The following is a 22707-nucleotide window of genomic DNA, read 5'->3' as shown; positions in this document are numbered from 1 at the left end:
ACGAATGGCTCTGCCGGGTCAGTTCCTCGAGGGTGGGAGGGGACGGGGTGAATGCGACCGTGACGTCGCTGGACTCTGGTGCGCTGCCATGAGTTACCGGCACAGCCGTCTCCCCCTCTTGTCCCTTGGGATCGCAAAGATTAGAGATGTCGCGTTGCGCGTCGGGCCCGGGGGCCTCAGCCCGGCCACGACGGAACGATCATATGGACTGGACGCCTTCGTGGGGGCGTTCTGCGATGACACGCCGTGGAATTTCTTGGACGTGCGGGCGATGGTAGTTCGGGGGGTGGGCGGTTGGATCGTGATGGGTGACGCAGTCGTCTTGCGGATGTCGGCGGACGCTTACAGAGTGGGAACTGCGGAGACCATCGGTGAGGTGCCTGTGACGGAGACCATGCGCCCGGCGTCGGGAGGGTGGCGGCCAGGGGGAATGTGCTCGTTCCTCGTGTGTGACATCGCCGGGTTCAGTGACGCCGCCCGTGCCGATCCGGTGCGGGTTCGAGTGCGGAAGGCGATGTACGACGGGCTCGACCGGAGTCTGGCGGGTGCGGGGTTGCGGCTGGACGAGTGCTATCACGAGGACCGCGGCGACGGGGTGATGGTCGTCCTTCCGCCGGACGTCAGGACGGAGCTGCTCCTGACGGAGGTGGTCAACCGGCTGCGCGCGGAGATACGGCATCACAACGAGGCGGCGAACGAGGTCGCGCGGATGCGTCTGCGCGTGGCGGTCAACGTGGGGGAGGCCGAGTCGGACGGGCGCGGCATCGTCAGCACGGCGCTGACGCATGCGTTCCGTTTGCTGGACGCGGCGCCGCTGAAAGAGGCCGTGGCCAGGGCCGAGACGGGGATAGCGGTGATCGTCTCGCGGCGGGTGTACGACGATGTCGTGCGCCATGGGCGGGGGCTCGTGGATCCGGGCGACTACTACCAGGTGGAGGTTCAGGTCAAGGAGACCTCCGACGACGCCTGGGTCATGGTGCCGGGAGGGAGGCCCGTCCGTCCGGCCGCGGTTCCGGCGGTGCCGGAGGAGGGCGTCCAGGCGCTTCCGCCGTTGGGGGCGGACGTCCCGCTGCCGCTGCTGTTCCGCATGGTGGACGACATGCTGCAGATCCCCCGGCTGCGCGCCGAACGCGGTCGTGACCAGATCGTCGGCGCGTTGTCCCTGGAGATCGCCGGGGCCGTCCCGCGGTCGGGGGAGGCGCGGGCCGACCTGTTCGCCGTCCTGCAGACATGCCTGGACTATCCGGGCGGCCTGCAGCAGCTCCTCCAGGCCGTCCAGGGGTTCGTGGGGGAGTCGATGGCGGTGCGCCGCCTGGAGCAGACGATCGCCCAGTCGCTGCTGCCGCCGCAGGACGACGCCTGGTGATCAGGGCACGGTGACGGTCGCCATGGCGCGGTCGGGTTCCCAGTGGGCGCGGAGGGACGTGATCAGGCCGTCCTCGCCGACCGTGTAGATGAGGACGCAGTCGATCGTCATCGTGGAGCCGTCGGCCATGGTGGTGGTGATGGTCGCGACGTTGGCGCAGCAGTCGCCGTTGGCGAAGGAGTCGGCGACTTTGAAGCGGAAGCCGGCGATGCTGGAGATGAAGTTGTCCCAGAAGGCGCCGATGCCCTCGTGGCCCCGGTGACCGTCGCCGGACGGGTCCAGGAAGGACGGGCCGACGGGATCCTCGATGAGGATGTCCGGGGCGAACAGCTTCAGCCACTCGTCCTTGTGGCCGCCGATCACGGCGGTCATGGAGGCGCGTGCGGCCTGCCGGGCGGGATGGTCGGAGTCCGGGGCGTTCCAGGTGATGGCGTCCATGGGGTTATAACCTGTTCTCGTTTCAGTGTCCGGTCTTGGCGATGACCGTCTCGGCGAAGCGTTCGAGGTGCTCGATCTTCTTGTCGAGGGGCTCGGTGTCCGGGCCCTTGATGTAGGGCATCCGGAAGCCGACGATCACGTCGGTGACGCCTTTGTCCTCCAGCCGCTTCACCCCGTCGGCCGTGTAGGCGTCCATGGAGATCACGTGGATCTCGAAGGGGTCGCCGGCCTTGCCCTCCGCCTCCCGGATGCGACCCAGTTTCGCCAGGAGTTCGTCGAGGTCGTCGCCGCCGGCGTGCATCCATCCGTCGCCGCGGACCACGGCGCGGCGCAGCGCCGCGTCGCTGTGCCCGCCGACCAGGATCGGGAACGGCCGCGCCGGTGTCATCTTGATCGCGGGGACGTCGTAGAACTCGCCGTGGAACTCGAAGTAGTCGCCGCCGCTCAGGCCCCGGACGACGTCGATGGCCTCGTCCATGCGCTTGCCGCGCCGCGCCCAGGGGACCCCCATGACCTCGAAGTCCTCGGGCCACGGGCTGACGCCGACGCCGAGGCCCAGCCGCCCGCCGGTCAGGCACGCGACCGACGTCGCCTGCTTGGCCACCAGCACGGGCGGGCGCACCGGCAGCTTGAGGACGAACGGCGTGAACCGGATCGTGCTGGTCACCGCCCCCATGGCGGCGATCAGGGTGAAGGTCTCGATGAAGGCCTTGTCCTCGAGGAACTCCCTGCTGCCGTCCGCGGTGTAGGGGTACACCGAGTCGGACTCCTTGGGATACACGAGCGAGTCGGCCACCGAGATGCTCGCGTACCCGGCCGACTCGGCGGCCTTGGCCAGCGGCAGGTAGTAGGACGGATCCGTCATCGCCTCGGCGTAGGTGAACCGCATCATCGAATACTAGAACCTGTTCCACTTTCGCGCCAGGGATGGTCTTCCGGTTGTCGCGGCGATTGTGGGCCAGCATCATCGGAACGAGTCCATTGGCCGAACGGACACTCGTGATGCCTCACGTGAACGCGGACGCCCGGACCTGGGAACGGCTCGTCGCGGCGGGCGCCGAACGGCGGTTCCACCCGGACGACGTCCTCCTCCGCCAGGGCGACCCGGCGTCGCACGTGCTGATCCTGATGGCGGGCAGGGTCAAGGTGCTGCTGTCCCTCCCGGACGGCGAGGTGCTGCTCCTCGCCGTGCGCGGGCCGGGAGAGCTGCTCGGCGAGATCGCCGTACTCGGCGAGGACGGCCGCTCGGCGACGGTCATCGCGGTCGATGCCTGTGTCACGCGGGTCCTGCCCGCGGAGAGGTTCCGCGCTCTGCTGCGGTCCGCAGGGCTGGAGGCCGAACTGCTGCGCCGGGCGATGCGGCGTATCCGTGAGGGTGAGGTCTGGCGTGCGGAGACGGCGGCGCTGCCCGCCGGTCCGCGCGTGGTCCGGGCCCTGGTGCGGTTGGCCGTGCCGGGTTCGGACGGGCCGGTGGACGTGGGCCTCGGCCAGTCGGAGATCGGCCAGGCGGTGGGGCTGTCGCGCAGCATGGTCGCCGCCGAACTCGCCCGCCTTCGCGAGCGGGGCATCGTCACGACCGCCCGACGCCGGATCGTGATCACCGACATGCCGCGATTGCGGGCCCTGGCCGAGACGGGACACGGCCCTGTCTGATTTCAGACACTTCTCCGGGCGGTTCGTCCGCAGAGTGACGGGTGACCTGCCGTCGTCCGGGGAGAGATCGCATGGAAACGTTTCGCGCCGTTCTCGTCGTCGATGCCGAGAAGTTCAGTGCACACCGTGACGCCGAGCTGCCGGAGGTCCACCTGGAGATCCGGCGTGTGCTGGCCGCGGCGTGCGAGGAGAGCGGGCTCGGTGAAGTGTGGGCCGGTGTCCGCTTCATGGAGAGCACCGGAGACGGGGTTCTCGCGGTCCTGCCGCATGAGGCGGTTCCTGCCCTCATCGAGCCGTTCCCGCGGTGCCTTCAGCGGGCATTGGCCGCGTCCGCGCCGGGGTTGCGGGCGCGGGGACTGCGGCTCCGGCTGCGCGTCGCCCTGCACGTCGGGCTGGTGGACGATGAACGGCCTGATGCGCCCGGCATCTCCACCGCAGCCATCGACGTCTGCCGGCTTCTCGACAGCGAGCCGCTGCGAGACGCCCTCGAACGCAGTGACCCCGAGGTCACCTTCGCGGCGTTCGTGCTTTCGGCGGAGCTGTTCACCGCCTACGTCGCGGGCGGACGCAGTGGTCTCCGGGAAAGCCAGTTCACCGAGGTCCAGGTCAGGGTGAAGCAGTTCGCCCGGCCCGCCTACCTCTATGTGCCGACTCCGTCCGGTGGCGGAGAGCCGCGCGCCATCGATGATGTCGCCGAGCCTTTCCCGCCACCGGCCGGCAGGACGTCCATCAGCGGCGTCACGATCAGCGGTGACGGTTCTCAGAACGCCTTCGGCAACACCGTCGGCGGCGACCTCCGTCAGGAACGGCCATGACCACGATCGACGACGTCACGGTCATCGGCGACGGAACACAGAACGCCTTCGGGAACACGGTGTCCCGTGACCTGGTCCTGAACCAGCTCGGCTTCGTGCGCGGGCGTCCTTCGATGGTCTTTTCGGAGGGCGAGATCGGCGACCGGGTGGCGGGCTACGTGCGGGTCCTCAACCACGACCGGATCGTCGCCGCCCTCGGCCACCGTCACGCCGTCGCGCTCGCCGGTCCCTCGGGCGCGGGGGTGACGACCACGGCGATCGCGGCGCTGCGGGAACTCCGCCCGGATCTGCCGATCCGGCTGTTCTCGACGGGCGAGGACGATGTGGAGGAGATCTCCGGCACGGCTCGCGGCTACCTGGTCCGCGCCGCCGACGAAGAGGAGACGCGGTTGCGGTCCTGCCTGGAGGCCGTGTACGCGTCCGGCGGGTTCCTGCTCGTCGTCGGGACCGAGGCCGAGCAGCGCCGGTTCGCCGAGTTCCTCCCGGCGATCCCGGTGCAGCCGCCGCTCGCGGAGGCGGTCTACCGGAGGCGGTTGGAGTGCCGTCGTTTCGGCGGCACTCCCTGGCCGGACTGGCCACGCGCCAAGGAACTGCTGCAGGACGCCTCGCCGGGTGATGGACGCCGCCTCGCCGATCTCGCCATGGACATCCGAGATGAGGCGGAGGTCGAGCGAGCCTACCGGGGGTGGGGCGACCAGCTGCGTGGTTGGTTCACCGAACATTCCGGGCTCCGGGACCGGACGCTGCTGGTCGCCGCCGCGACGATCACCCCGGCCGACGAGACGAGCGTGTACGGAGCCGCGCTGTCGCTGGCCCGCCAGCTCAAGATCGGAGTCGAGGGCGGTGGGCTGGCGTGGTGCCCGTCGGCCGGGTTGGACGAACTGCTCGGCGCGGAGCGCGTGGAGGACGGGATCGTGTTCCGCCGTCATGGGTTCGCGTCCTCGGTCCTCAAGCACGTCTGGGACGACTACCCGCTGGCCCGGATCGACCTCCTGTCGTGGCTGTCGACCCTGCCCACGGACGACATGGTGACGCTCCAGCCGAAGCTGCGCCCCAAGCTCGTCGAGGTGTTCGCCGACTTCGCGGCCGAGTACGGATGGGCCGAGAAGATCATCCAGATGGCGGGCTCGTGGGCCGATGACGCGCATCAAGCAGCGGACCTTTCCTACGTAGCCCTTGCTCGGACGTGCCTGCACCCTCGCGTGGGGGGCCGTGTCCGCAGCGGGCTCTACGAGTGGTCCAGAGCGCGGCGGACGCCGCAGACGCTGAAGCTGACCGTGGCGCGGGTCTGTCAGGTGCTCGGCCAGGTGCATGTGACGATCGCGCTGACCCGCCTGAAGCACCTCGGGACCTACGGGAACGAGCAGCTCCAAGACGAAGTGCTGGACGTGGCGTACGCGCTGTCGGAGGCTCATCCTCAGGCGGTCGCGCATGCCGCGAAGGAATGGTGCCGGACCTCCGTCCAGCTCTCCTCCGGTCAGGACGGCGCACGCAGGGCACGCATAGGACTCCGGCTCCTGCTCGGCTTGCCGCCTGCCGGGGTGCTCCTGCGCGACATCGTGGCGGCCATGGAAGGCCTCGCGTTGCGGGGCGGGGATCAGATCCGGCCTGTGGTCATCGAGGCGGCACGAGAGCTGGCGGTTCGCCATCGGGGAGTCGTGCTCAGCGCGGCGCTGGCCTGGGCGGCGAACGCGGACGATCACCCGCACCAGGAGGCCGTGCCCCGGGCGACGCTGGGGACGGCGCTGTTCCTGGAGCTTGCGGGTGAGCCGGACGCGGTCGGGCTCGCGGTGACGCTGACAGGCCCCGGCGCGGTCGAGCCGGTGGCGTGCGCGCCGGCGTGGCGTGCCGCCGTGGCCGCGGAGGCCGGGGTCGCGGGCGGGTACGGCGGTTTTCCGGAGGTGGCTTGGCTCTGGCTGGACACGGCCGCCGCCCGGCCCGATCTGCGGCCAGGGGTCGTCGCGTTGTTCGTGGCGGCCGCGGGCGCCGAGCCGGTGCGGCGGGCGCTGGTCGTCGATCTCGTGCGGGCCTGGCGGGGCGCGCACCGCGGCCGGCGGGACATCGAGGAGGACATCCTGGTGCGGCTGCTCCAACCCGGATGGAAGCGGCTGCTGCTGTCGCTCTGGGTGCGGCTGCGGCGGAGGGCCGCCGGTTCGGGATGACGGTCGGTGAGGGCCTGTGGGCTATAGGGTTTGGCGGCGTGAGCCAACCGCACGTACCTCCCGAGCGTCCTGGCCCGTGGAACCCGCCGCAGGCCCCCCGGCCGCATGCTCCGCGACCGCCCGCCGCGCAGGACGGGCCCAAGCCGTCCGGGGTCAAGGATCTGTTCAATGGGGTCGGGTACCTGCTGCGTGGTATCGGGTGGGTTGCCCGGCATCCGGCGCAGTGGTTGTTCGGGCTCATTCCCGCGCTGGTGGTGCTGGCCGTCTACGGTGCCGCGCTGCTCTTCCTGGCGTTCCAGATCGATGATCTGGCGGGATGGGTGACGGGGTTCGCGGACGGCTGGTCGGACGCGGCGCGGACGGGCGCGCGGGTGGTCGCCGGGATCGCCATCTACGGGACGGCCCTGTTCCTGGTGCTGATCACGTTCACCGCGATGACGCTGCTGGTCGGGGACCCGTTCTACGAGGCGATCGCGGTGCGGGTCGAGGAGTCGCAGGGCGGTGCGCCGCCGGACCCGGACGTGCCGCTGATGGTGCAGATCGGGCGGGCGCTCAAGGACGCGCTGCTGCTCGGGGTCATCGCGCTGATGTTCGCGGTGGTGTTCTTCGCGTGCGGGTTCGTGCCCGTGATCGGCCAGACGGTCGTGCCGGTGGTCGCGGGCCTGGTGTCCGGCTATTTCCTGGCGGGTGAGCTGACGTCGGTCGCGATGGACCGGCGGGGGATCCTGCGCAAGGAGCGGTTCGCGCGGATGAGGGCGAACCGCCCGCTGGTGGTCGGCTTCGGTGCCGCGACCGTTGTGGTGTTCCTCATTCCGCTGGGCGCGGTGCTCGCGATGCCGGGCGCGGTGGCGGGCGGCACGCTGCTGGCCAGGGAGCGGCTGGCCAGGGAGTGGCCGGCCAGGGAACCGGGGCCGGAGATGCCGGTCACACCTGGTGACGGTGGAACAGCCGAATATCACTGAGGCGATAGGAAGATGTGTCCTGAGCGTGATTACAGCTCGGATCTCAAGCACTGATCTTCGCGTAACGTGTGCCGCATGTCCGATCAGGGGGAGCGCGGTGTGCGCTGGACCGAAATGAGCGAGAGCGAGCCGCGGGACGGGTCCCGCCAGGACTCGCAGGCCGGCGACGGCCCGCAGATGGCCTTCCCCGAGCCCAAGGTGCCCGAGGGCCTCGTGCCCCCGCCGGCGGGCCGCGCCGAGTCCGGGGAGGACGCGGACTCGCACGACGTCTGGGGCAAGGTCGAGGAGCCCGGGGCCGAGGACGTCCGGGTCGCGCCCGCCTCCGAGGCGGAGACGCCCCAGTGGGAGGGCGACCTGTTCGACGAGGGCCCCGGCGACGAGCGGTACACGCCGGCCGTCCCCACCGGCGCCGGTGAGCCCGGTAGGCCCGGCAAGCCGAGCAGCGGCAACTGGCAGATGCCGGAGTGGATGGCGGACGAGGAGTCCGCGGACGCCAAGCTCGGCGGTTCCCCCAGGGGGCGGCGCGACGACCTGGACGGCGGCGGCCGGTCCCGGCTGGTGCTGTTCGGCGGGGTCGGGCTGCTGGTCGTCGCGCTGGTCGCGGCCGGTGCCGTGTACCTGCTGAAGAACGGCGGCGGCGAGTCGGCGAAGCCGGGCGGCAACGCGGGCCGGACGGCCGCGGAGCAGCCCGGGGCGCCGCAGGCGGAGCTGCCGCCGGACAAGAAGCTCACGGCGTTCGCCGGCCGGCCGAGCCGGGTGGCCGGGCAGGTCCCCGACGCGCATTCGGGCCTGTCGTACCCGCGGATGGCGGCCCCCTGGAAGGTGCCCACCAAGCAGAACAAGCTGGGCACGGCGGGATGGTCCGGGCAGCAGATCCTGGTGACCGAGAACAGCGGCGGGCAGCTCTGGTACGGCCAGCTGCTCACCGGAACCCTGCATCCGAGCATGCAGGGGGCCTACGAGGGGCCGGAAAGCGTCAAGAACGCCGCCGCGGTGGTCGCGCAGAACTACGAGGCGCAGTACTACGCGTTCCCCCACAAGACGGCGCCGCTGGCCTCGCAGGCACTGAACGTGGACGGGCGTTCCGGCTGGATGATCGCCTCGTACCTGACCTACCAGCGGGACGGCGTGGAGGCGACCGGTGAGGTCGTCGCGACCGCGGTGATCGACACCGGCCGCAAGACGCCCGCCGTGGTGTTCGCGTCGCTGCCGAACACGCACAAGAAGATGTGGCCGGACGTGAACACGTTCTTCTCCCGGCTGAAGATCGCCTCCTGACGGATCGCCCCTGCCAGACCGAATGGCGTTCTATAGGCTGTGGCCACTTCTAGGAGAGGTGGGGCATGGCGATCGGGCTGACCGAGGAACACGAGGCGCTGGCGGCTTCCGTGCGCGGGTTCGCCGAGCGGAACATCACGGCGGGGGCCGTCCGGGACGCGGACGCCGCCTTCTGGCCGGCACTGGCCGCGCAGGGACTGCCCGGCCTGCACCTGCCCGAGGACGCGGGCGGGCAGGGCTTCGGGCTCCTGGAGCAGGCGGTCGTGCTGGAGGAGCTCGGCCGTGTCCTCGCTCCGGGGCCGTACACGCCGACCGTTCTGGCGTCGGCGGTCCTGCATGCCTGCGGGGCCGCGAAGCAGCTGCCGGGCTTGGCGGACGGTTCCCGCAAGGCGGCCGTGGGGCTGTCCGGGAGCCTGGAGGTGAAAGGTTCCAGCGTCTCCGGGACGGTGCAGCCCGTCCTGGGCGCACCGCTCGCCGACGTCCTCCTGCTTCCCGCCGGTGAACGCTGGGTCGTGCTCGACCGGGACGAGGTCGCCGTCGGGTCGCTGGAGTCCCTCGACATCACCCGCCCGGTCGGATCCGTCACGGTCGACGGGGTGACCGTCCCGGACGACCGGTTCCTGGACGGGACGGACGTGCAGGCGTTCGCCGTGGTCCTCCTTGGCGCCGAGGCTTGCGGGGTGGCGGGACGGGCCCTCGACGACGCGGTGGCGTACGCGAAGCTCCGTGAGCAGTTCGGCCGTCCCATCGGGCAGTTCCAGGGCATCAAGCACAAGTGCGCCCGGATGCTCATCGCCGTCGAGCGCGCCAGGGCGGCCGTATGGGACGCGGCGCGCGCGCTGAACGAGCCGGAAGAGCAGCGCGCCTACGCCGTCGGAGTCGCCGCTGCGCTGGCCGCGGACGCCGCCGTCGCCTGCGCTGAAGGCAACATCCAGATTCACGGTGGCATCGGCTACACCTACGAGCACGACGCCCACCTGCTCTACCGCAGGGCCCTCACGCTGCGTGCGCTGCTAGGGCGGGCGAGCAGGCATCGTGCGGACGTCGGCGCCCTGGCCGCCGCCGGAGTGCGGCGCCCCATGAGCATCGAGCTCGACGACGACGCCACGCCGGTGCGCGAGGAGATCCGCGCCCGCGTCGCCGAACTCGCCGCGATGGACCCCCTCGAACAGCGCGCGGCGATGGCGGAGGGCGGCTGGGTGACCCCGCACCTGCCGAAGCCGTGGGGCCGGGAGGCCGGCCCGCTGGAGCAGATCGTCATCCAGCAGGAGCTGAAGGCGGCGCAGGTCCGCCCGGTGCCGCTGATGATCGCGGGGTGGGTCGTCCCGTCGCTGGTCCAGTACGGGACGCCCGGGCAGCGAGAGCGGTTCCTGCCGCCGACGCTGCGCGGCGAGATCATCTGGTGCCAGCTGTTCTCCGAGCCGGGTGCGGGCTCCGACCTCGCCGGGCTGCGCACCCGCGCCGAACGCGTCGAGGGCGGCTGGCGGATCAGCGGCCAGAAGATCTGGACGTCGCTGGCCCGCGAGTCGCAGTGGGGCATCTGCATCGCCCGCACCGACCCCGACCGGCCCAAGCACGACGGGATCACGTACTTCCTCGTGGACATGGCCTCGCCGGGCATCGACATCCGTCCGCTGCGCGAATGCACCGGCGACGCCGTCTTCAACGAGGTGTTCCTCGACGGCGTCTTCGTCCCCGACGACCTCGTCGTCGGCCCGGTCAACGCGGGCTGGCGCGTCGCCCGTACCACCCTCGCCAACGAGCGCGTGGGCCTGACCAGCAACTTCCAGCTCGGCGGAGACCTGCCCAAGCTGCTCGAACTCGCCGCCGGGCTCGGCCTCGCCGGCGACCCGGTCGTCCGCGACGGCCTGGGCCGGCTGGCCTGCGACGAGCATTCCTTCAACCTGCTCGGGCTCCGCGCCACCCTCAAGCAGCTCTCGGGCACGGACCCGGGCGCGACGGCGAACGTCCGGAAGCTCGTGGCGATGGAGCACGGCCAGCAGGTCACCGAGTTCGGGTTCACGCTCCTCGGCGAGGACGGCGCGCTGACCGGCGGCCGGGAGGACGACCTGCGCGCCCGCTGGACCCGGTACCTGCTCGCGTCCCGCGCGATGAGCATCGGCGGCGGCACCACGGAGGTCAACCTCAACGTGATCGGTGAGCGCATCCTCGGCCTGCCCCGCGACCCCGACCCCTCGCGGCTGCCGGGGGGTGTGGAGGGGCGTCCCCCCGCAGGGGAGCGGGCGGGGTAGCGTCCCAGGCACACATGAGGGAGAGGACGCGGCACCTCGTGGCCGCACTGACCGGGCTGGGGCTCGGGCTTGCGGCGCTGGGGCCGGGGCTCGCGCCCGGGTTCGTGCTGTCGTACGACATGGTGTTCGTGCCCGACCCGGCGTTCACCCGCATGACGTTCGGGCTGACCGGGGTCGTCCCGAGGCATGTCCCGAGCGACGCGTTCGTCACCGCGCTCGCCACCGTCGTCCCGGCGGACGCCGTGCAGAAGCTCGTCCTGCTGGCGATCTTCGTGATGGCGTGCACGGCGGCGGCGTCGCTGGTCCCGTCCGAGCGGCTCCTGCCGCGCCTGGCCGCTGGGGTCTGCTACGCCTGGAACCCGTTCGTCGCCGAGCGGCTCCTGCTCGGCCAGTGGGCGCTCCTGCTCGGCTACGCGGCGCTTCCGTGGGTGGTCGCGGCCGCCGCCGGGCTGGACGCCCCGGGCGGCGGGAGACGCCTCGTCCGGGCCCTGCTCCCCGCCGCCATCGGCGGTTTCGCGGCCCTGGCCGTCTCCGGCCTGACGGCGCTGGCGGTCGCGCTGGTGAGCGGCCGCCGCAGGGCCGGCGTCCAGGTGATCGCGGCCGTGGGGGTGCTGAGCCTTCCGTGGCTGGTGCCGGGGCTGCTGCGTCCGGACGGGGTACCGGGGGACGGGACGGCCGTCGGCCTGTTCGCCGCGCGGGCCGACACGCCGTTCGGGACGCTCGGGAGCCTGCTCCTGCTCGGCGGCGTGTGGAACGGCGAGACGGTGCCGGACGGGTACGGGGCGCCGGTGACCGCGACGATCTGGCTGATCGTGGTGGCCGCCGCGCTGACCGCGTACTGGAAGTGGTGCCGGGGGCCCGTCTGGAGGCGCGGTGCGGCCGTCGCGGCGGCCGCCGGGTTCGCGGTCGCGGCACTGGGGGCGGTGGCGGCGCCGGTCCTCGAAGGGGCCATCGGCCTCTGGTCGGGGTTCGCCGTCCTGCGGGACGGCCAGCAGTTCGTGGCGCCGCTCGCCGTCGTGGTCGCGGTGGGCCTGGGGGTGGCCGCCGACCGGGCCGTCGGCGCGCGGCTGCCCCTGGTGCCGACCGCGGCGATGGCCGGCCCGGTCCTCCTGCTGCCGACGCTGGCGTGGGGAGCCGCGGGCGACCTGCGTGCCGTCCGCTACCCGGACGACTGGGCGCGGGCCCGGCAGATCATCCACGGCGACCCGGTCGAGGGGGACGTGCTGGTGCTGCCGTGGGCGGCCCACCGGAGCTACCCGTGGAACCGCGGCCGCCGGGTCCTCGATCCGCTGCCCCGCTACCTGCACCGCCGGGTCGTCGTGAACGACGCCGTCACCGTCGGGGAGACGATGGTCGCGCCCGAGGATCCGAGGGTCGTCCGGCTGGCGCCGGCCGCCCGGACGGGAACCCCTCCGGTGGCCACGCTGCGTGACGAGGGGATCCGGTACGTCGTGGTCGACGCCGAGATCGGCGCGCTCCGCCCGTCCGGCCCGGCCGTTGAGGTGATGCGCGGCTCTGATCTGGCGGTTTACCGGATCGACGGTGCCGCGGAGGCCATTGGGGACGGCGTTCCCGTCCCGCCCGTGGTGGCGGCGTGGACCATCGTGAGTCTGGTCGTTTTCTGGTCAATCCGGGCCCCAGGTACTACTCTGAGCCTTCCGTTACTCGGTAGTATCCCGCCCCGCAGGTCACCCCACCGAAGAAGGACCCCCTGATGCGCATCGCCATCGCCGCAGTGGTCGGCGTTCTGCTCGCGGCCGGAGCGTCGTTCGGCACGGTCCAACTCGTGGACTCCTCCCAGAAGGATCCCGTGATCAAGCCGCTGTACAACTACGGCCCTCGCTGACGCGCAGGCCCTGATGGGGACTCGGCGTGACGGTCCCGTCCTCTTGGAGATCGTCGTTCCCGCCTACAACGAGGCCGACCGGCTTCCGGAGGGGCTGGCCGTGCTGTGCGGCAAGCTCGCCGGGCTTCCGGTCCGCTCGGAGGTCGTGGTCGTCGACAACGCCAGCACGGACGGCACCGCCGGCATCGTCCGGTCCTGGGAGGGTCCGGAGCCGGTGCGGCTGGTGCGGTGCGAGCGGCGGGGAAAGGGAGCGGCGGTCCGTGCGGGGCTGCTGGCGACGCGGGCTCCTTATGTAGGATTCATGGACGCCGATATGGCAACAGACCTCGCCGCGCTGGACGAAGCCATCGTCCTGCTGCGCGAGGGCCGCCCGGTCGTGGTCGGGTCAAGGCGCCACGGTCGGTCGGTCGTCCAGGGCTACGCGCTGCCGGTGCGGCGGCTGGGGGCGGTCACGTTCAACCGGATCGTCCGCGATCTGGTGGGCGGCATCGCCGACACCCAGTGCGGTTTCAAGTTCTTCGACGGGCCGCTTGCACGCGCGGCTGCGGAAGATCTGCGCACGACGGGTTTCTCGTTCGACGTCGAGCTTCTCGCCCACTGCGTCCGGCGGGGTGCGTCCGTGACGGACATCCCGGTGGTGTGGCGCGACCGTCCGGGCTCGACGTTCTCGGTCCGGCGGCATTCGCTGCAATGCCTGCTCGACCTCGCCCGCATCCGCGCGCGCGCCGGTTTCCGGATGCCGGCCGTGCCCGCGGCGCCGATCATCCCGGTCGTGCCTGTGCGGACGATGTTCGCTGAGCCGGAGCCTGGGCCGGTGCAGGTCGCCGTGGAGCCGGGCGTGCCCTCGACGTCGACCGCCAAGTCGGGATGAACACGACTCCTCCGGGCTCTGGCGCAACCTCCATGGACCTTCGGCTGGCGGTCGTCAACTGGCGCGACCCCTGGCATCCGGCGGCGGGCGGAGCCGAACGCTACGCCTGGGAGCTTGCACGCAGGTTCGCCGACCGCGGTTTCGCCGGCCAGGGTTTCGCCGACCACGGTTTCGCCGACCACGGGGCCCGTGTCACCTATCTGACGTGCAGGGCGCGTGGACAGCAGCGCAGGGAACGGGTCGAGGACGTGGAGTTCGTGCGCCTCGGTGGCCGATTCACCGTGTACCCGCTCGTCCTGCTGTGGCTGCTGGCTCACCGGCTGCGACGCGGTCGGAACGGTTCGTTCGACGCGGTCATCGACTGTCAGAACGGCATCCCGTTCTTCACGCCCTGGGTGCTCGCTCGCCGCGTGCCGGTGTTCTGCGTCATTCACCATGTGCACGACGCCCAGTTCGACTTGTACTTCCCAAGGTGGCTGGCCTGGCTGGGGCGTGTGCTGGAGGGGCCGGTGAGCCGCTGGACGTACCGGCGGCACGCGCTCGTGGTCGTCTCGCCGTCCACGCTCCGCGCCGTAAGGGAACGGCTGGGCTGGACAGGGCCCGCCCACGTCGTCCCCAACGGGACGGCGATCGCCGAACCCGCCGGGGTGGTTCCGGAGCCCGCCGGGGCCCCGGACCTGGTCTGCGTGACACGTCTCGTCCCGCACAAACGACTCGATCTCCTCCTCGACCTCGCGCAGCGGCTCGCCCGGGACCGCCCCGGCCTGCGGCTGCACATCGTCGGGGACGGGCCGGAAGCGTCCTCGCTGGCCGAAAGGATCACCGCGCGCGGCCTGGACGGCGTCGTCATCGCGCACGGCTACGTGGCCGAGGAGATCAAGGCGGCCCTGGTGGCGCGCGCCGACCTGCATCTCAGCACGTCCCAGGGCGAGGGCTGGGGGCTCAGCGTGATCGAGGCCGCCGCGCTCGGCGTCCCCACCGTGGCCCATGATGTGGACGGCCTGCGCGACGCCGTCCGCGACGAGGTCACCGGATGGCTCGTCCACGCGGGCGACGACCAGGCCGGCGTCGTGGAACGGGCACTCAAGGAACTCGACGATCCCGCGCGCCGCGACGAGATCGCCGCCGCCTGCCGGGCGTGGGCCGGAGAGTTCGACTGGACGCGGACGGCCGCGAAGATGCGTGACCTGATCACCGGCGACCTGAACGGGCGCCGTGACCACGGGCGACCTGACCACGGGCACCGTGACCACCGGGCGCCGTGACCACCGGGCGCCGTGACGACCGGCTCCCTGACCACAGGCGCCCAGAGGTACGGTGACGGGCACCCGGGCTGAGGCCCCGGGCCCGGGCAGAAAGGGGCAGAGCGCGAGCATGGCCGTGGGAGAGGCGAAACCGCCCCGCGCCGGCGCGCCCCGTCAGGCCGTCCCGGACGGGGAACCGCCGGAGGGCATGGACGCGGGCGAGCGGCTGCGGGAACGGCTGCGCGTGGTCGCGTGCTGCCTGGCCCTGACCGCGCTGGCGTTCAGCACCCGGCCCGGGGAGATCCTCGCCGACACCAAGATCGACATGGCGGTGAACCCGCTCGGGTTCCTCGGCCGGGCACTGCACCTGTGGGATCCCGAGCAGTTCGGCCAGCTCCAGAACCAGGCCGTCGGCTATCTGTTCCCGATGGGGCCGTTCTTCGCGCTCGGCGACCTTGCCGGGATGCCCGCGTGGATCACCCAGCGGTTCTGGACGTCCCTGCTGCTGTGCCTGGCGTTCCTCGGCACGTGGAAGCTGGCCGGGCGGCTCGGCATCGGCGGCCCCGGCACGCGGCTGTTCGCCGCGATGGCGTACGCGCTCGCGCCGAGCGGCCTCGCCACGCTCGGGCAGATCTCGTCGGAGTACATGCCGGTCGCGATGCTGCCGTGGATCGTCCTGCCGCTGGTCACCGCCGCGTCCGGCGAGGGCGGGCGGCTGCGGGCCGCCGCCAGGTCGGGGCTGGCGATCGCCTGCTGCGGCGGCATCAACGCGACCGCGACCGCGGCCGTCCTGGTCGTCCCGTTCCTGTACCTCGTGACGAGGCCGCGCGGGTCGTTCCGGCTGCGGATGCTCGCGTGGTGGTCGGCGGCCACGGCCGCGGCGACCGCGTGGTGGCTGGCCCCGCTGCTGCTGACCGGGACGTACGGGTTCTCCTGGCTGACCTACACCGAGAAGGCGGAGACGACGACCGGGCCGACCGGCCTGATCAACGTGCTGCGCGGCGCGGAACGCTGGGTCAACTACCTGATCGTGGACGGCCAGGTGTGGTGGCCGGTCGGATACGAGTTCTCGATCAGCCCCGTGCCGATCATCTTCACCGGCGTCGTCGCGGCGCTCGGCCTGGCTGGGCTGCTCGGCCGGCTGCTGCCCGAGCGGACGTTCCTGCTGGTCACGCTGCTGGCCGGGCTGACGATCCTGTCCATCGGCCACATCAGCGACATCCCCGGCCCGCTCGCCGCCCAGATGCGCGAGCTGCTGGACGGGCCGCTCGCGCCGCTGCGCAACCTGCACAAGTTCGACGCGGTCGTCCGGCTGCCGCTCGCGCTCGGCCTGGCCCACGTGCTGGTCGTGGCGACCGGGAAAGCCGGGGCGGCCGTGAAGGGCGGCGACGGCCGCGTCCGCAGCCTCGGCGGCGGGCCGGTGGCCGCCGGGGGATCGTCCGGCGGGCCCCTGTCCTCCGGTGCCCTGTCTTCCGGCGCATGGTCAGGTGGGACGCTGAAGGCCCTGGTGAGCCTGCCCGTCGTCGCGGCCGTCGCGCTCGGCGGCATCGGCGTCACGGCCGTGTCCAACGGGCTGAGCGGGCCGGGCGGGTTCAAGCAGGTCCCCCAGCACTGGCGGGACGCGGCGTCGTGGATCAACGCGAGGGCCGGGCAGCAGGGCGTGCTCGCGGTCCCCGGGGCGCCGTTCGGCGAGTACCTGTGGGGCCGCCCGATGGACGACATCGTCCAGCCGCTGCTGACGGCGCGGTGGGGCGTCCGGCAGCTCGTCCCGGCCGGTTCGCCCGGCTACACACGCGCGCTGGACGCGATCGACCAGCAGGTGCGATCGGGGCAGATGTCACCGGGCCTCAGCGAGTTCCTCGGCCGGATGGGCATCCGGTACGTGCTGGTCCGCAACGACCTCCGGCGCGAAACGCTGCGGGGCGCCTGGCCCGCCCGCGTCCACGAGGCCCTGGACGACTCGCCCGGCATGCGCAGGGTCGCCTCGTTCGGCGAACCCGTGGGCGGCGACGCGGCCGACGCGGTGTCGGCCTTCGACCAGAAGTACCCCGCGCTGGAGGTCTACGAGGTCGAGAGCGCCGCGGCCGTGGCGAACCTCGCCGACGCGACCGACCCCGTCCGCGTGTACGGGGGACCGGAGTCGCTGCTGGCCATGGCGGACGACGACGCACTGCCCGACGACCCCGTCCTGCTGGACGACGACGCCCCCGACCTCCAGGGCACCCCGGTGGTGACCGACTCGCCGCGGCTGCTCCGCCGCAACTTCGGTGAGATGCACCAGACGTCCCCGACGCTGTCGGCGGAGCATCGCCACGAGGCCACCGACGTCCTCGACGAAGGGTGGAAGAAGTACGCCACCCACGTGACCTACGGCGGCGGCGTCCGGGACATCACGGCCTCCAGTTCGGCGGCCGGTGAGGATGCGATCCCGCAGACGCACAAGCCGGGCGCGACCCCGTTCGCCGCGTTCGACGGCAACCGGTTCACCGCCTGGCAGACGGGCGGATGGGACGGCCCGGCCGGGCAATGGCTGCGCGTCGGGTTCGACGGGCCGCGGGACGTGCAGAGCCTCACGGCCGCGTTCGTCCAGGACGCCTCGCTCGGGCCGCCGGTCTCACGGGTCGCCGTCGAGACCGAGAACGGGACCCTGGAGCAGGACGTCCAGCGGATCGCCACCGCCCAGCCGCTCCGCGCGCCGCAGGGCCAGACCCGCTGGCTGCGGTTGCGCATCACCGGCCTGAGCTCGGAACCGGCCCTCCCGGCCTTCACCCGCGCGGCGGTGTCGGAGGTGTCGATCGGCGGGCTGGAGCCGGAACGCACGTACACGATGCCCGCCCCCGGCGGGGTCGACGGCCCGGCCACGTACGTGATGAGCCGGCGGCCGGGGGCGAAGTCGGAATGCATGAAGGGCAGCCGGCGCTGGGTCTGCTCGCCGTCACTCGGCTCCGACGACGAGGAGGGCTCCGGGTTCGACCGGACGTTCACGTCGGCGGCGTCCGGCAAGGCGCCGATCACGGGAACGGCCGTCCTCACCGACCCGGAGCTGATCGAGCGGTACGCGGCCGTCGACGGCCAGCCGTCCGTCACCGCGAGTTCGACGATCTCCGACCATCCGGCCGCTCAGCCCAGGTCCGGTTTCGACGGGGACCCGGCGACGTCCTGGATCGCGGCGGAGGGGGAGGACGCGCCCACCTTCGGCGTCCAGTGGAAGGGCCGGAAACGCCTGTCCACGATCACCGCCGAGCTTCCCCCGAGCGTGGCGGGCCCGATTCGCCTGCGGGTCGAAGGCGACGACGGCGAGATCCGGGAGGGACTGTCGGACGCGCAGGGCAAGCTGTCGTTCGCCCCGATGACCACCGACCGGCTGACGGTCACCTTCTTCAAGGACAGCCGGGCCCAGCCGATCCAGCTCGCCGAGTTGACGATCCCGGACGTGGAGACGGTCCCGGACGTGCGCACCTATCCGCTGGACCTGCCCTGCGGGTACGGGCCGAAGCTGCGCGCCGGCCCGGCGGGGGCCCAGACCACCGGGGCCCGGACCACCGGGGCCCAGACCACCGGGACGCGGTCGGCCGCAGGTCAGAAGGCCGTCATCCAGACCGAGGCCACCGGCATGCTCGGCGACCTTCTCGCCGGCCGCCCCCTGAAGTTCAGCGCGTGCAAGCAGGCGACGCTGGAGACGGGGCGGAACCGGCTGACCTCCGTGCCCTTCGACTCCTACCGCCTCGACACGGTGACGGTCGGCACCAAGCCGGGGGATGAGACCACGAAGCGCACGGAGAACACCGAACGCACCGAGAGCACCGAGGACCCGCCGCCGCGGCAGGTCAAGATCATCAGCTGGGGGGCCGGCTCCCGCAAGCTGGAGGTGGACGCCGCGAGACGCTCGTTCCTCACCGTGAACGAGAACTTCAACATCGGCTGGACCGCCACGGCTGGCGGCAAGGAGCTGCGCGCCGTCCGGCTGGACGGATGGAAGCAGGGCTGGCTCGTCCCCGAGGGCACCAGCGGGGTCGTCGAGCTCACCTACGGGCCCGACCGGGCGCAGCGGATCGCGGTCGTCGCGGGCCTCAACCTCCTCCTCGTCATGCTGATCGTCGCCGTCTGGCCCGCCAGGTCCGCGGGGCGCCGCGATCCCCGGCCGCGGACGGGCCGCGCGCTGGTGGCCGGCACCGGCTGGCCCGCCTGGGCCGCCGTCGGCCTGGCCGCCGTCCTCGGCGGCTGGATCGCCGGCGTGCCCGGCCTCGCCGTCACCGCCCTGGTCGCGGTCGGCTGCGGCTGGGCGCGCACCCGCCGCTCCGCCGTCGTCCGCGCGATCGCCTCGCCGTGGACGATCGCGATCGCCATGCTCGCCGGGACGGGCTGCCTCGCCGCCGGCGCCTGGCTGGACATGATCGAGAATCCCGCGTCCCCGTCCGGCCCGCTGGGCGACCTCGCGCCGCAGCTGCTCGGGCTCGTCATCGTCGGGCGGGTCGCGGCCGAGCTGTGGCGGCCCCGGCCGTCCGGCGGCGACTCGCGCGGGGGGATCGCGCTCAGCTGGACGGCGCCGGAGACGGGGCCCGGCGCGAACGGTCACGGCGGACCAGCCGCTGAACCGGACGCTCCACCAGGTAGTAGCTCAGGGTCGCCGCTGCGATGGACGCCGCGGTCATCAGCGGCAGATCCGTCGCCACGTCCCCCCGGAACACCCGGTCCGTAGCCTCGTACCAGGCGACGATGATCAGCAGCTGCCACAGGAACAGGCCGTAGGAGATCCGGCCGAGGAACCGCATCACCGGGTTGGCGAGGACCGCTCCCAGCGCCGGGTGCCCGGCCGGCGCCAGCGCGACCGGGGCGAGCAGCGCCGCCGCGCACAGGCCGTTCACGACCAGGTGCAGGGTGGACGTCCAGAACTCGTCCGGTATCTGGAGGGTGGCGGGCCCGGTCGCGGGCGTGGCCGCCACCACGTACAGCATCGCGGCCGCCACCCAGCACGCCGCCCACGAGTCCGATACGGCCCTGCACATCGCCGCCACCGGCCGGCGCTCGTCCAGCCGTGCCCACACCGTCACCACGGCGAGCGCCATCCCGATCGCGAACCAGACGAAGAAGCGCGGCAGCCACAGGCCCATCTGCCCGTGCCGCTCCGGGAAGAACATCACGGCCGTGTAGGGGAACGACAGGGCCCCGTAAACGCCGATGCCGATCAGGAGCCGCTTGGCCCGGACACCGACGTCGCCGGTGCGTTTCCGTCGCGCGTACCAGCCGAGAACCGCCGCCGTGAAGGGCAGCGTGACGTACCAGGCGACCTCGACCACCAGGCTCCACAGCTGCCCCAGGTGCGCGGGCCCCAGCGCGGTCTCCCACCACATGTTCGGGAGGTAGGTCTGGGTGAGGGTGAGCAGCGAGATCCACGAGACGGGGTCGCCGATGTGGTCCCGCCCTGCCGTGAGCATGAAGCAGACGATCAGCGCCCAGTAGGCGGGCATGATGCGGAACACCCGCTTGCGCAGGTACACGCCGACGCGGGGAGCGGCCCGTCCGTCGAGGACGGCCGCCGCCCACGGACGGTAAAGCAGCAGCCCCGACAGGGCGAAGAAGATGGGCACACCGACCTGGCCGCCGTTGAAGAGCCACCGCGGACCGGCCGGATTGGTGATGGAGCCGGCCGTGGCGGCCACGTGGTAGACGAGGATGCCCAGCGCCGCCACGGCGCGTACGCCGTCGAGCGTGTCCTGATGCCCGGAGATGGGAGGCGGCGCCGGCCTGGCCACCCGCGAGGCCGGCTTCACGGCCCCGTCTTCCTCAGGACCAGGACGAGGTTCCAAGTGGCGAACTCCCGCAGCCCCGGGACCCGGACGACTCCTCCGGCCCAGCGCGGGTGGTAGCGCGGGACAGCGTCCAGGACGTGGACGTCGTCGCGCCCATGGGCCCATCTCAGGGCGGCCGACACCGACACCGGATGCAGGCTCTGGCCGTATCGGTTCTTCGGCGGGCGGCCGATCCGGCGCTCGTACCTCAGCGCGGCCCGGTCACCGCCGGCGTAGTGCCAGGGGGAGGTCTCGTGCCCGCCCCATGGGGACAGCCAGTTGGTGAACGACAGGAAGACCGTCCCGCCCGGCCGGGCCACGCGCACCATCTCGTCCGCCATCCGCCACGGCTCGGGGACGTGTTCCAGCACGTTCGACGAGAAGCACACGTCGGCGGAGCCGGTACGGAACGGAAGCGCGAGCGCGCTGGCGACGAACGTGTTCGGCGCGGCGACGCTGTGCGCGGTCAGTTCGGCGAGGTCGTGATCGATGCCGGTGCAGCGGGCCCCAGCCGCCGTCAGCGCGCGCGCAAAGAAACCAGAGCCCGTTCCGACGTCGATGACGGTCGCCCCGTTCAGGTCGGTGTACGAACTGAGCTGCGCGACGGTGTCACGGGCCATCAGGCCGTAGAAGTACTCCGGGTCGCTCTTCTCACGGCGGAACGCCCTTAGGAGCCGCACCGACCGGGCCAGCGTGGCGCGGTGCTCGAGATGGACGCGATCCGCGGGGACGGGTGACTGCCGGTCCGGCCTGGGGGGCGCCGCGGTCATCGCCACCTCGCTGTCGTCTCGAGTCGGTCCCGGGGGGTCGGGGTTGAGCGGAGCCTACCGGCCAGTACAGGATTGGGGGAGCGTTCACGCCCGAGTCGTCAGGCGGTGAATGCGGTGCCCTGCCTGCGGCAGTCGGTGCTTACTGTTTCCGGACTGGCGGTTTCGGTGGTCCTGTAGGGTAACCGGCGCATGCCGGGCACCGGCCCCACGGCCTGAGAATGACGGCATTCCCCCCGGAGGTGTTCATGCGGCGACCGATCGGAATGATCCTGATCGGCCTTGGCGCTTTCCTGCTCACGCTCGCGCCCCTGGTCCGCTTCTACGTGGCAGACCAGGTCATCGTCGCGCCGCTGAACCGCTACCAGGTCACGCTCCTGGAATCGAAGAACTCCACCTACTTCGACCAGGCCGAGCTCAAGACCAAGACGGGCGTCACCCTCCAGGCCAAGAACACCGTCCGCGGCGACGTCCGTGCCAACGAAGGCAACGACGACATCGCCGTCTGGGACTCCACGACCAACATCTACGACCAGGCCAACCCGGACAACCCCATCCAGATCCAGGCCTTCCGGCTGGCCTTCGACCGCCGTACGAGCGTCCTCACCGACTGCTGCGGCACGCACGTCGACGGCGACAGCAGCGTCCGGATGGAGGGCGCCTACGGCCTGCTGCTCCCGCTCGCGAACGTCGAGAAGCAGGATTACCCGGTCTTCGACCAGACGACCAAGCAGACGGCGCCGATGCAGTTCAACGCCGTCGAAGAGGTCCAGGGGCTCACGACCTACCGCTTCACCCAGACCATCCCGCTGACCAAGACCGCCGCGATGGAGGCCAAGCTCCCGGCCAAGATGCTCGGCCTCCCCGAGGACGCCGGCAGCCAGAAGGTCGACCGCTACACCGAGGCCTACAACACCACCTGGGTGGACCCGCGCACCGGGGTCCCGGTCAAGCACCGCAAGAACATCCGCAGCACCGTCCAGACCGAGGACGGCAAGGGCAAGATGATCGTCGCGCAGGCCGACCTCGTCACCGTCGAGAAGGACCAGGAGGCCGCGGTCGACCTGGCCGACAGCACGGCCCTGAAGATCGACGCGGTGCGCAGCTACATCCCGGGCGGCGCCGTCCTCTTCGGCCTGATCCTGCTGGGCGTCGGCGTCTTCCTGGGCCTCGGCCGGGCCCCGGCCCCGCCGGCGCCCGCGGCCCCCCGCCGCTCCGACGGCAAGTTCGGCGACACGAGCCCGTCCGGGCCCCCGTCCGGGCC

At 72.0% G+C, this 22707-nt stretch carries 16 protein-coding genes and 1 pseudogene; 13 read left to right on the top strand and 4 right to left on the bottom strand.

From position 1 onward, the window contains the following. Nucleotides 1-445: 445 nt before the first annotated feature. Nucleotides 446-1366, top strand: coding sequence for a hypothetical protein (locus E1285_RS30100; protein ID WP_132157945.1), 921 nt, complete (start codon nucleotides 446-448; stop codon nucleotides 1364-1366). On the opposite strand, the gene E1285_RS30095 is transcribed toward E1285_RS30100, so the two are convergent. Together E1285_RS30095 and E1285_RS30090 are read right to left on the bottom strand one after the other, a co-directional pair. Beyond that, on the bottom strand, nucleotides 1367-1804 hold the full coding sequence (locus E1285_RS30095; protein ID WP_132157944.1) for a nuclear transport factor 2 family protein: 438 nt from the start codon (nucleotides 1802-1804) through the stop codon (nucleotides 1367-1369). It lies immediately after the preceding gene. Nucleotides 1805-1826: 22 nt separating this feature from the next. After that, nucleotides 1827-2693, bottom strand: a complete 867-nt coding sequence (locus E1285_RS30090; RefSeq protein ID WP_132157943.1) for a TIGR03619 family F420-dependent LLM class oxidoreductase — start codon at nucleotides 2691-2693, stop codon at nucleotides 1827-1829. Nucleotides 2694-2806: 113 nt separating this feature from the next. On the opposite strand from E1285_RS30090, the gene E1285_RS30085 reads away from it, so the two are divergent. The 11 genes and pseudogenes from E1285_RS30085 to E1285_RS47695 all read left to right on the top strand — a co-directional run. Next, nucleotides 2807-3457, top strand: coding sequence for a Crp/Fnr family transcriptional regulator (locus tag E1285_RS30085; RefSeq protein WP_132157942.1), 651 nt, complete (start codon nucleotides 2807-2809; stop codon nucleotides 3455-3457). A gap of 71 nt (nucleotides 3458-3528) precedes the next feature. Continuing rightward, nucleotides 3529-4272, top strand: a complete 744-nt coding sequence (locus E1285_RS30080; RefSeq protein WP_132157941.1) for a hypothetical protein — start codon at nucleotides 3529-3531, stop codon at nucleotides 4270-4272. Then, nucleotides 4269-6434 carry a hypothetical protein gene (locus E1285_RS30075; protein ID WP_132157940.1) on the top strand — a complete coding sequence of 722 codons (2166 nt, stop codon included), beginning with the start codon at nucleotides 4269-4271 and terminating at the stop codon, nucleotides 6432-6434. Before E1285_RS30080 ends, E1285_RS30075 begins: the two co-directional genes overlap by 4 nt. Nucleotides 6435-6472: 38 nt before the next feature. After that, nucleotides 6473-7396, top strand: a complete 924-nt coding sequence (locus E1285_RS30070; RefSeq protein ID WP_243723144.1) for an EI24 domain-containing protein — start codon at nucleotides 6473-6475, stop codon at nucleotides 7394-7396. 75 nt (nucleotides 7397-7471) lie between these two features. Then, complete coding sequence (locus E1285_RS30065) at nucleotides 7472-8674, top strand: hypothetical protein (protein WP_132157938.1); 1203 nt, start codon at nucleotides 7472-7474, stop codon at nucleotides 8672-8674. A 65-nt stretch (nucleotides 8675-8739) separates the two neighbouring features. Next, nucleotides 8740-10926, top strand: coding sequence for an acyl-CoA dehydrogenase (locus E1285_RS30060; RefSeq protein WP_132157937.1), 2187 nt, complete (start codon nucleotides 8740-8742; stop codon nucleotides 10924-10926). 14 nt (nucleotides 10927-10940) lie between these two features. After that, entirely contained in the window at nucleotides 10941-12641 is a 1701-nt protein-coding gene (locus E1285_RS30055) for a hypothetical protein (RefSeq protein WP_132157936.1), read from the top strand. Continuing rightward, nucleotides 12641-12772, top strand: a complete 132-nt coding sequence (locus tag E1285_RS48280; RefSeq protein ID WP_279510104.1) for a hypothetical protein — start codon at nucleotides 12641-12643, stop codon at nucleotides 12770-12772. Before E1285_RS30055 ends, E1285_RS48280 begins: the two co-directional genes overlap by 1 nt. Nucleotides 12773-12785: 13 nt before the next feature. Continuing rightward, nucleotides 12786-13643, top strand: coding sequence for a glycosyltransferase (locus E1285_RS30050; RefSeq protein WP_132157935.1), 858 nt, complete (start codon nucleotides 12786-12788; stop codon nucleotides 13641-13643). 32 nt (nucleotides 13644-13675) lie between these two features. After that, a complete protein-coding gene (locus tag E1285_RS30045) occupies nucleotides 13676-14908 on the top strand; it encodes a glycosyltransferase family 4 protein (RefSeq protein ID WP_132157934.1) in 1233 nt (410 codons plus the stop codon). A 109-nt stretch (nucleotides 14909-15017) separates the two neighbouring features. Then, nucleotides 15018-17192, top strand: a pseudogene (locus tag E1285_RS47695) (alpha-(1->3)-arabinofuranosyltransferase family protein); the annotation flags it as partial. A 2227-nt stretch (nucleotides 17193-19419) separates the two neighbouring features. Here E1285_RS47695 and E1285_RS47690 read toward each other — a convergent pair. Both E1285_RS47690 and E1285_RS30030 read right to left on the bottom strand, forming a co-directional pair. Further along, complete coding sequence (locus tag E1285_RS47690; protein ID WP_243723143.1) at nucleotides 19420-20658, bottom strand: acyltransferase; 1239 nt, start codon at nucleotides 20656-20658, stop codon at nucleotides 19420-19422. Continuing rightward, a complete protein-coding gene (locus E1285_RS30030) occupies nucleotides 20655-21446 on the bottom strand; it encodes a class I SAM-dependent methyltransferase (protein ID WP_132157931.1) in 792 nt (263 codons plus the stop codon). Before E1285_RS30030 ends, E1285_RS47690 begins: the two co-directional genes overlap by 4 nt. 245 nt (nucleotides 21447-21691) lie before the next feature. On the opposite strand from E1285_RS30030, the gene E1285_RS30025 reads away from it, so the two are divergent. After that, nucleotides 21692-22707 (top strand): DUF3068 domain-containing protein (locus E1285_RS30025; protein ID WP_165966816.1); only part of this gene is annotated, 1016 nt, incomplete at its 3' end.

Source organism: Actinomadura sp. 7K507 (assembly GCF_004348425.1).
In the GTDB taxonomy this organism is placed as follows: Bacteria; Actinomycetota; Actinomycetes; order Streptosporangiales; family Streptosporangiaceae; genus Spirillospora.
Note: the sequence above shows the minus strand (reverse complement) of the source record. Positions and strands in the feature narration are given on the sequence as shown.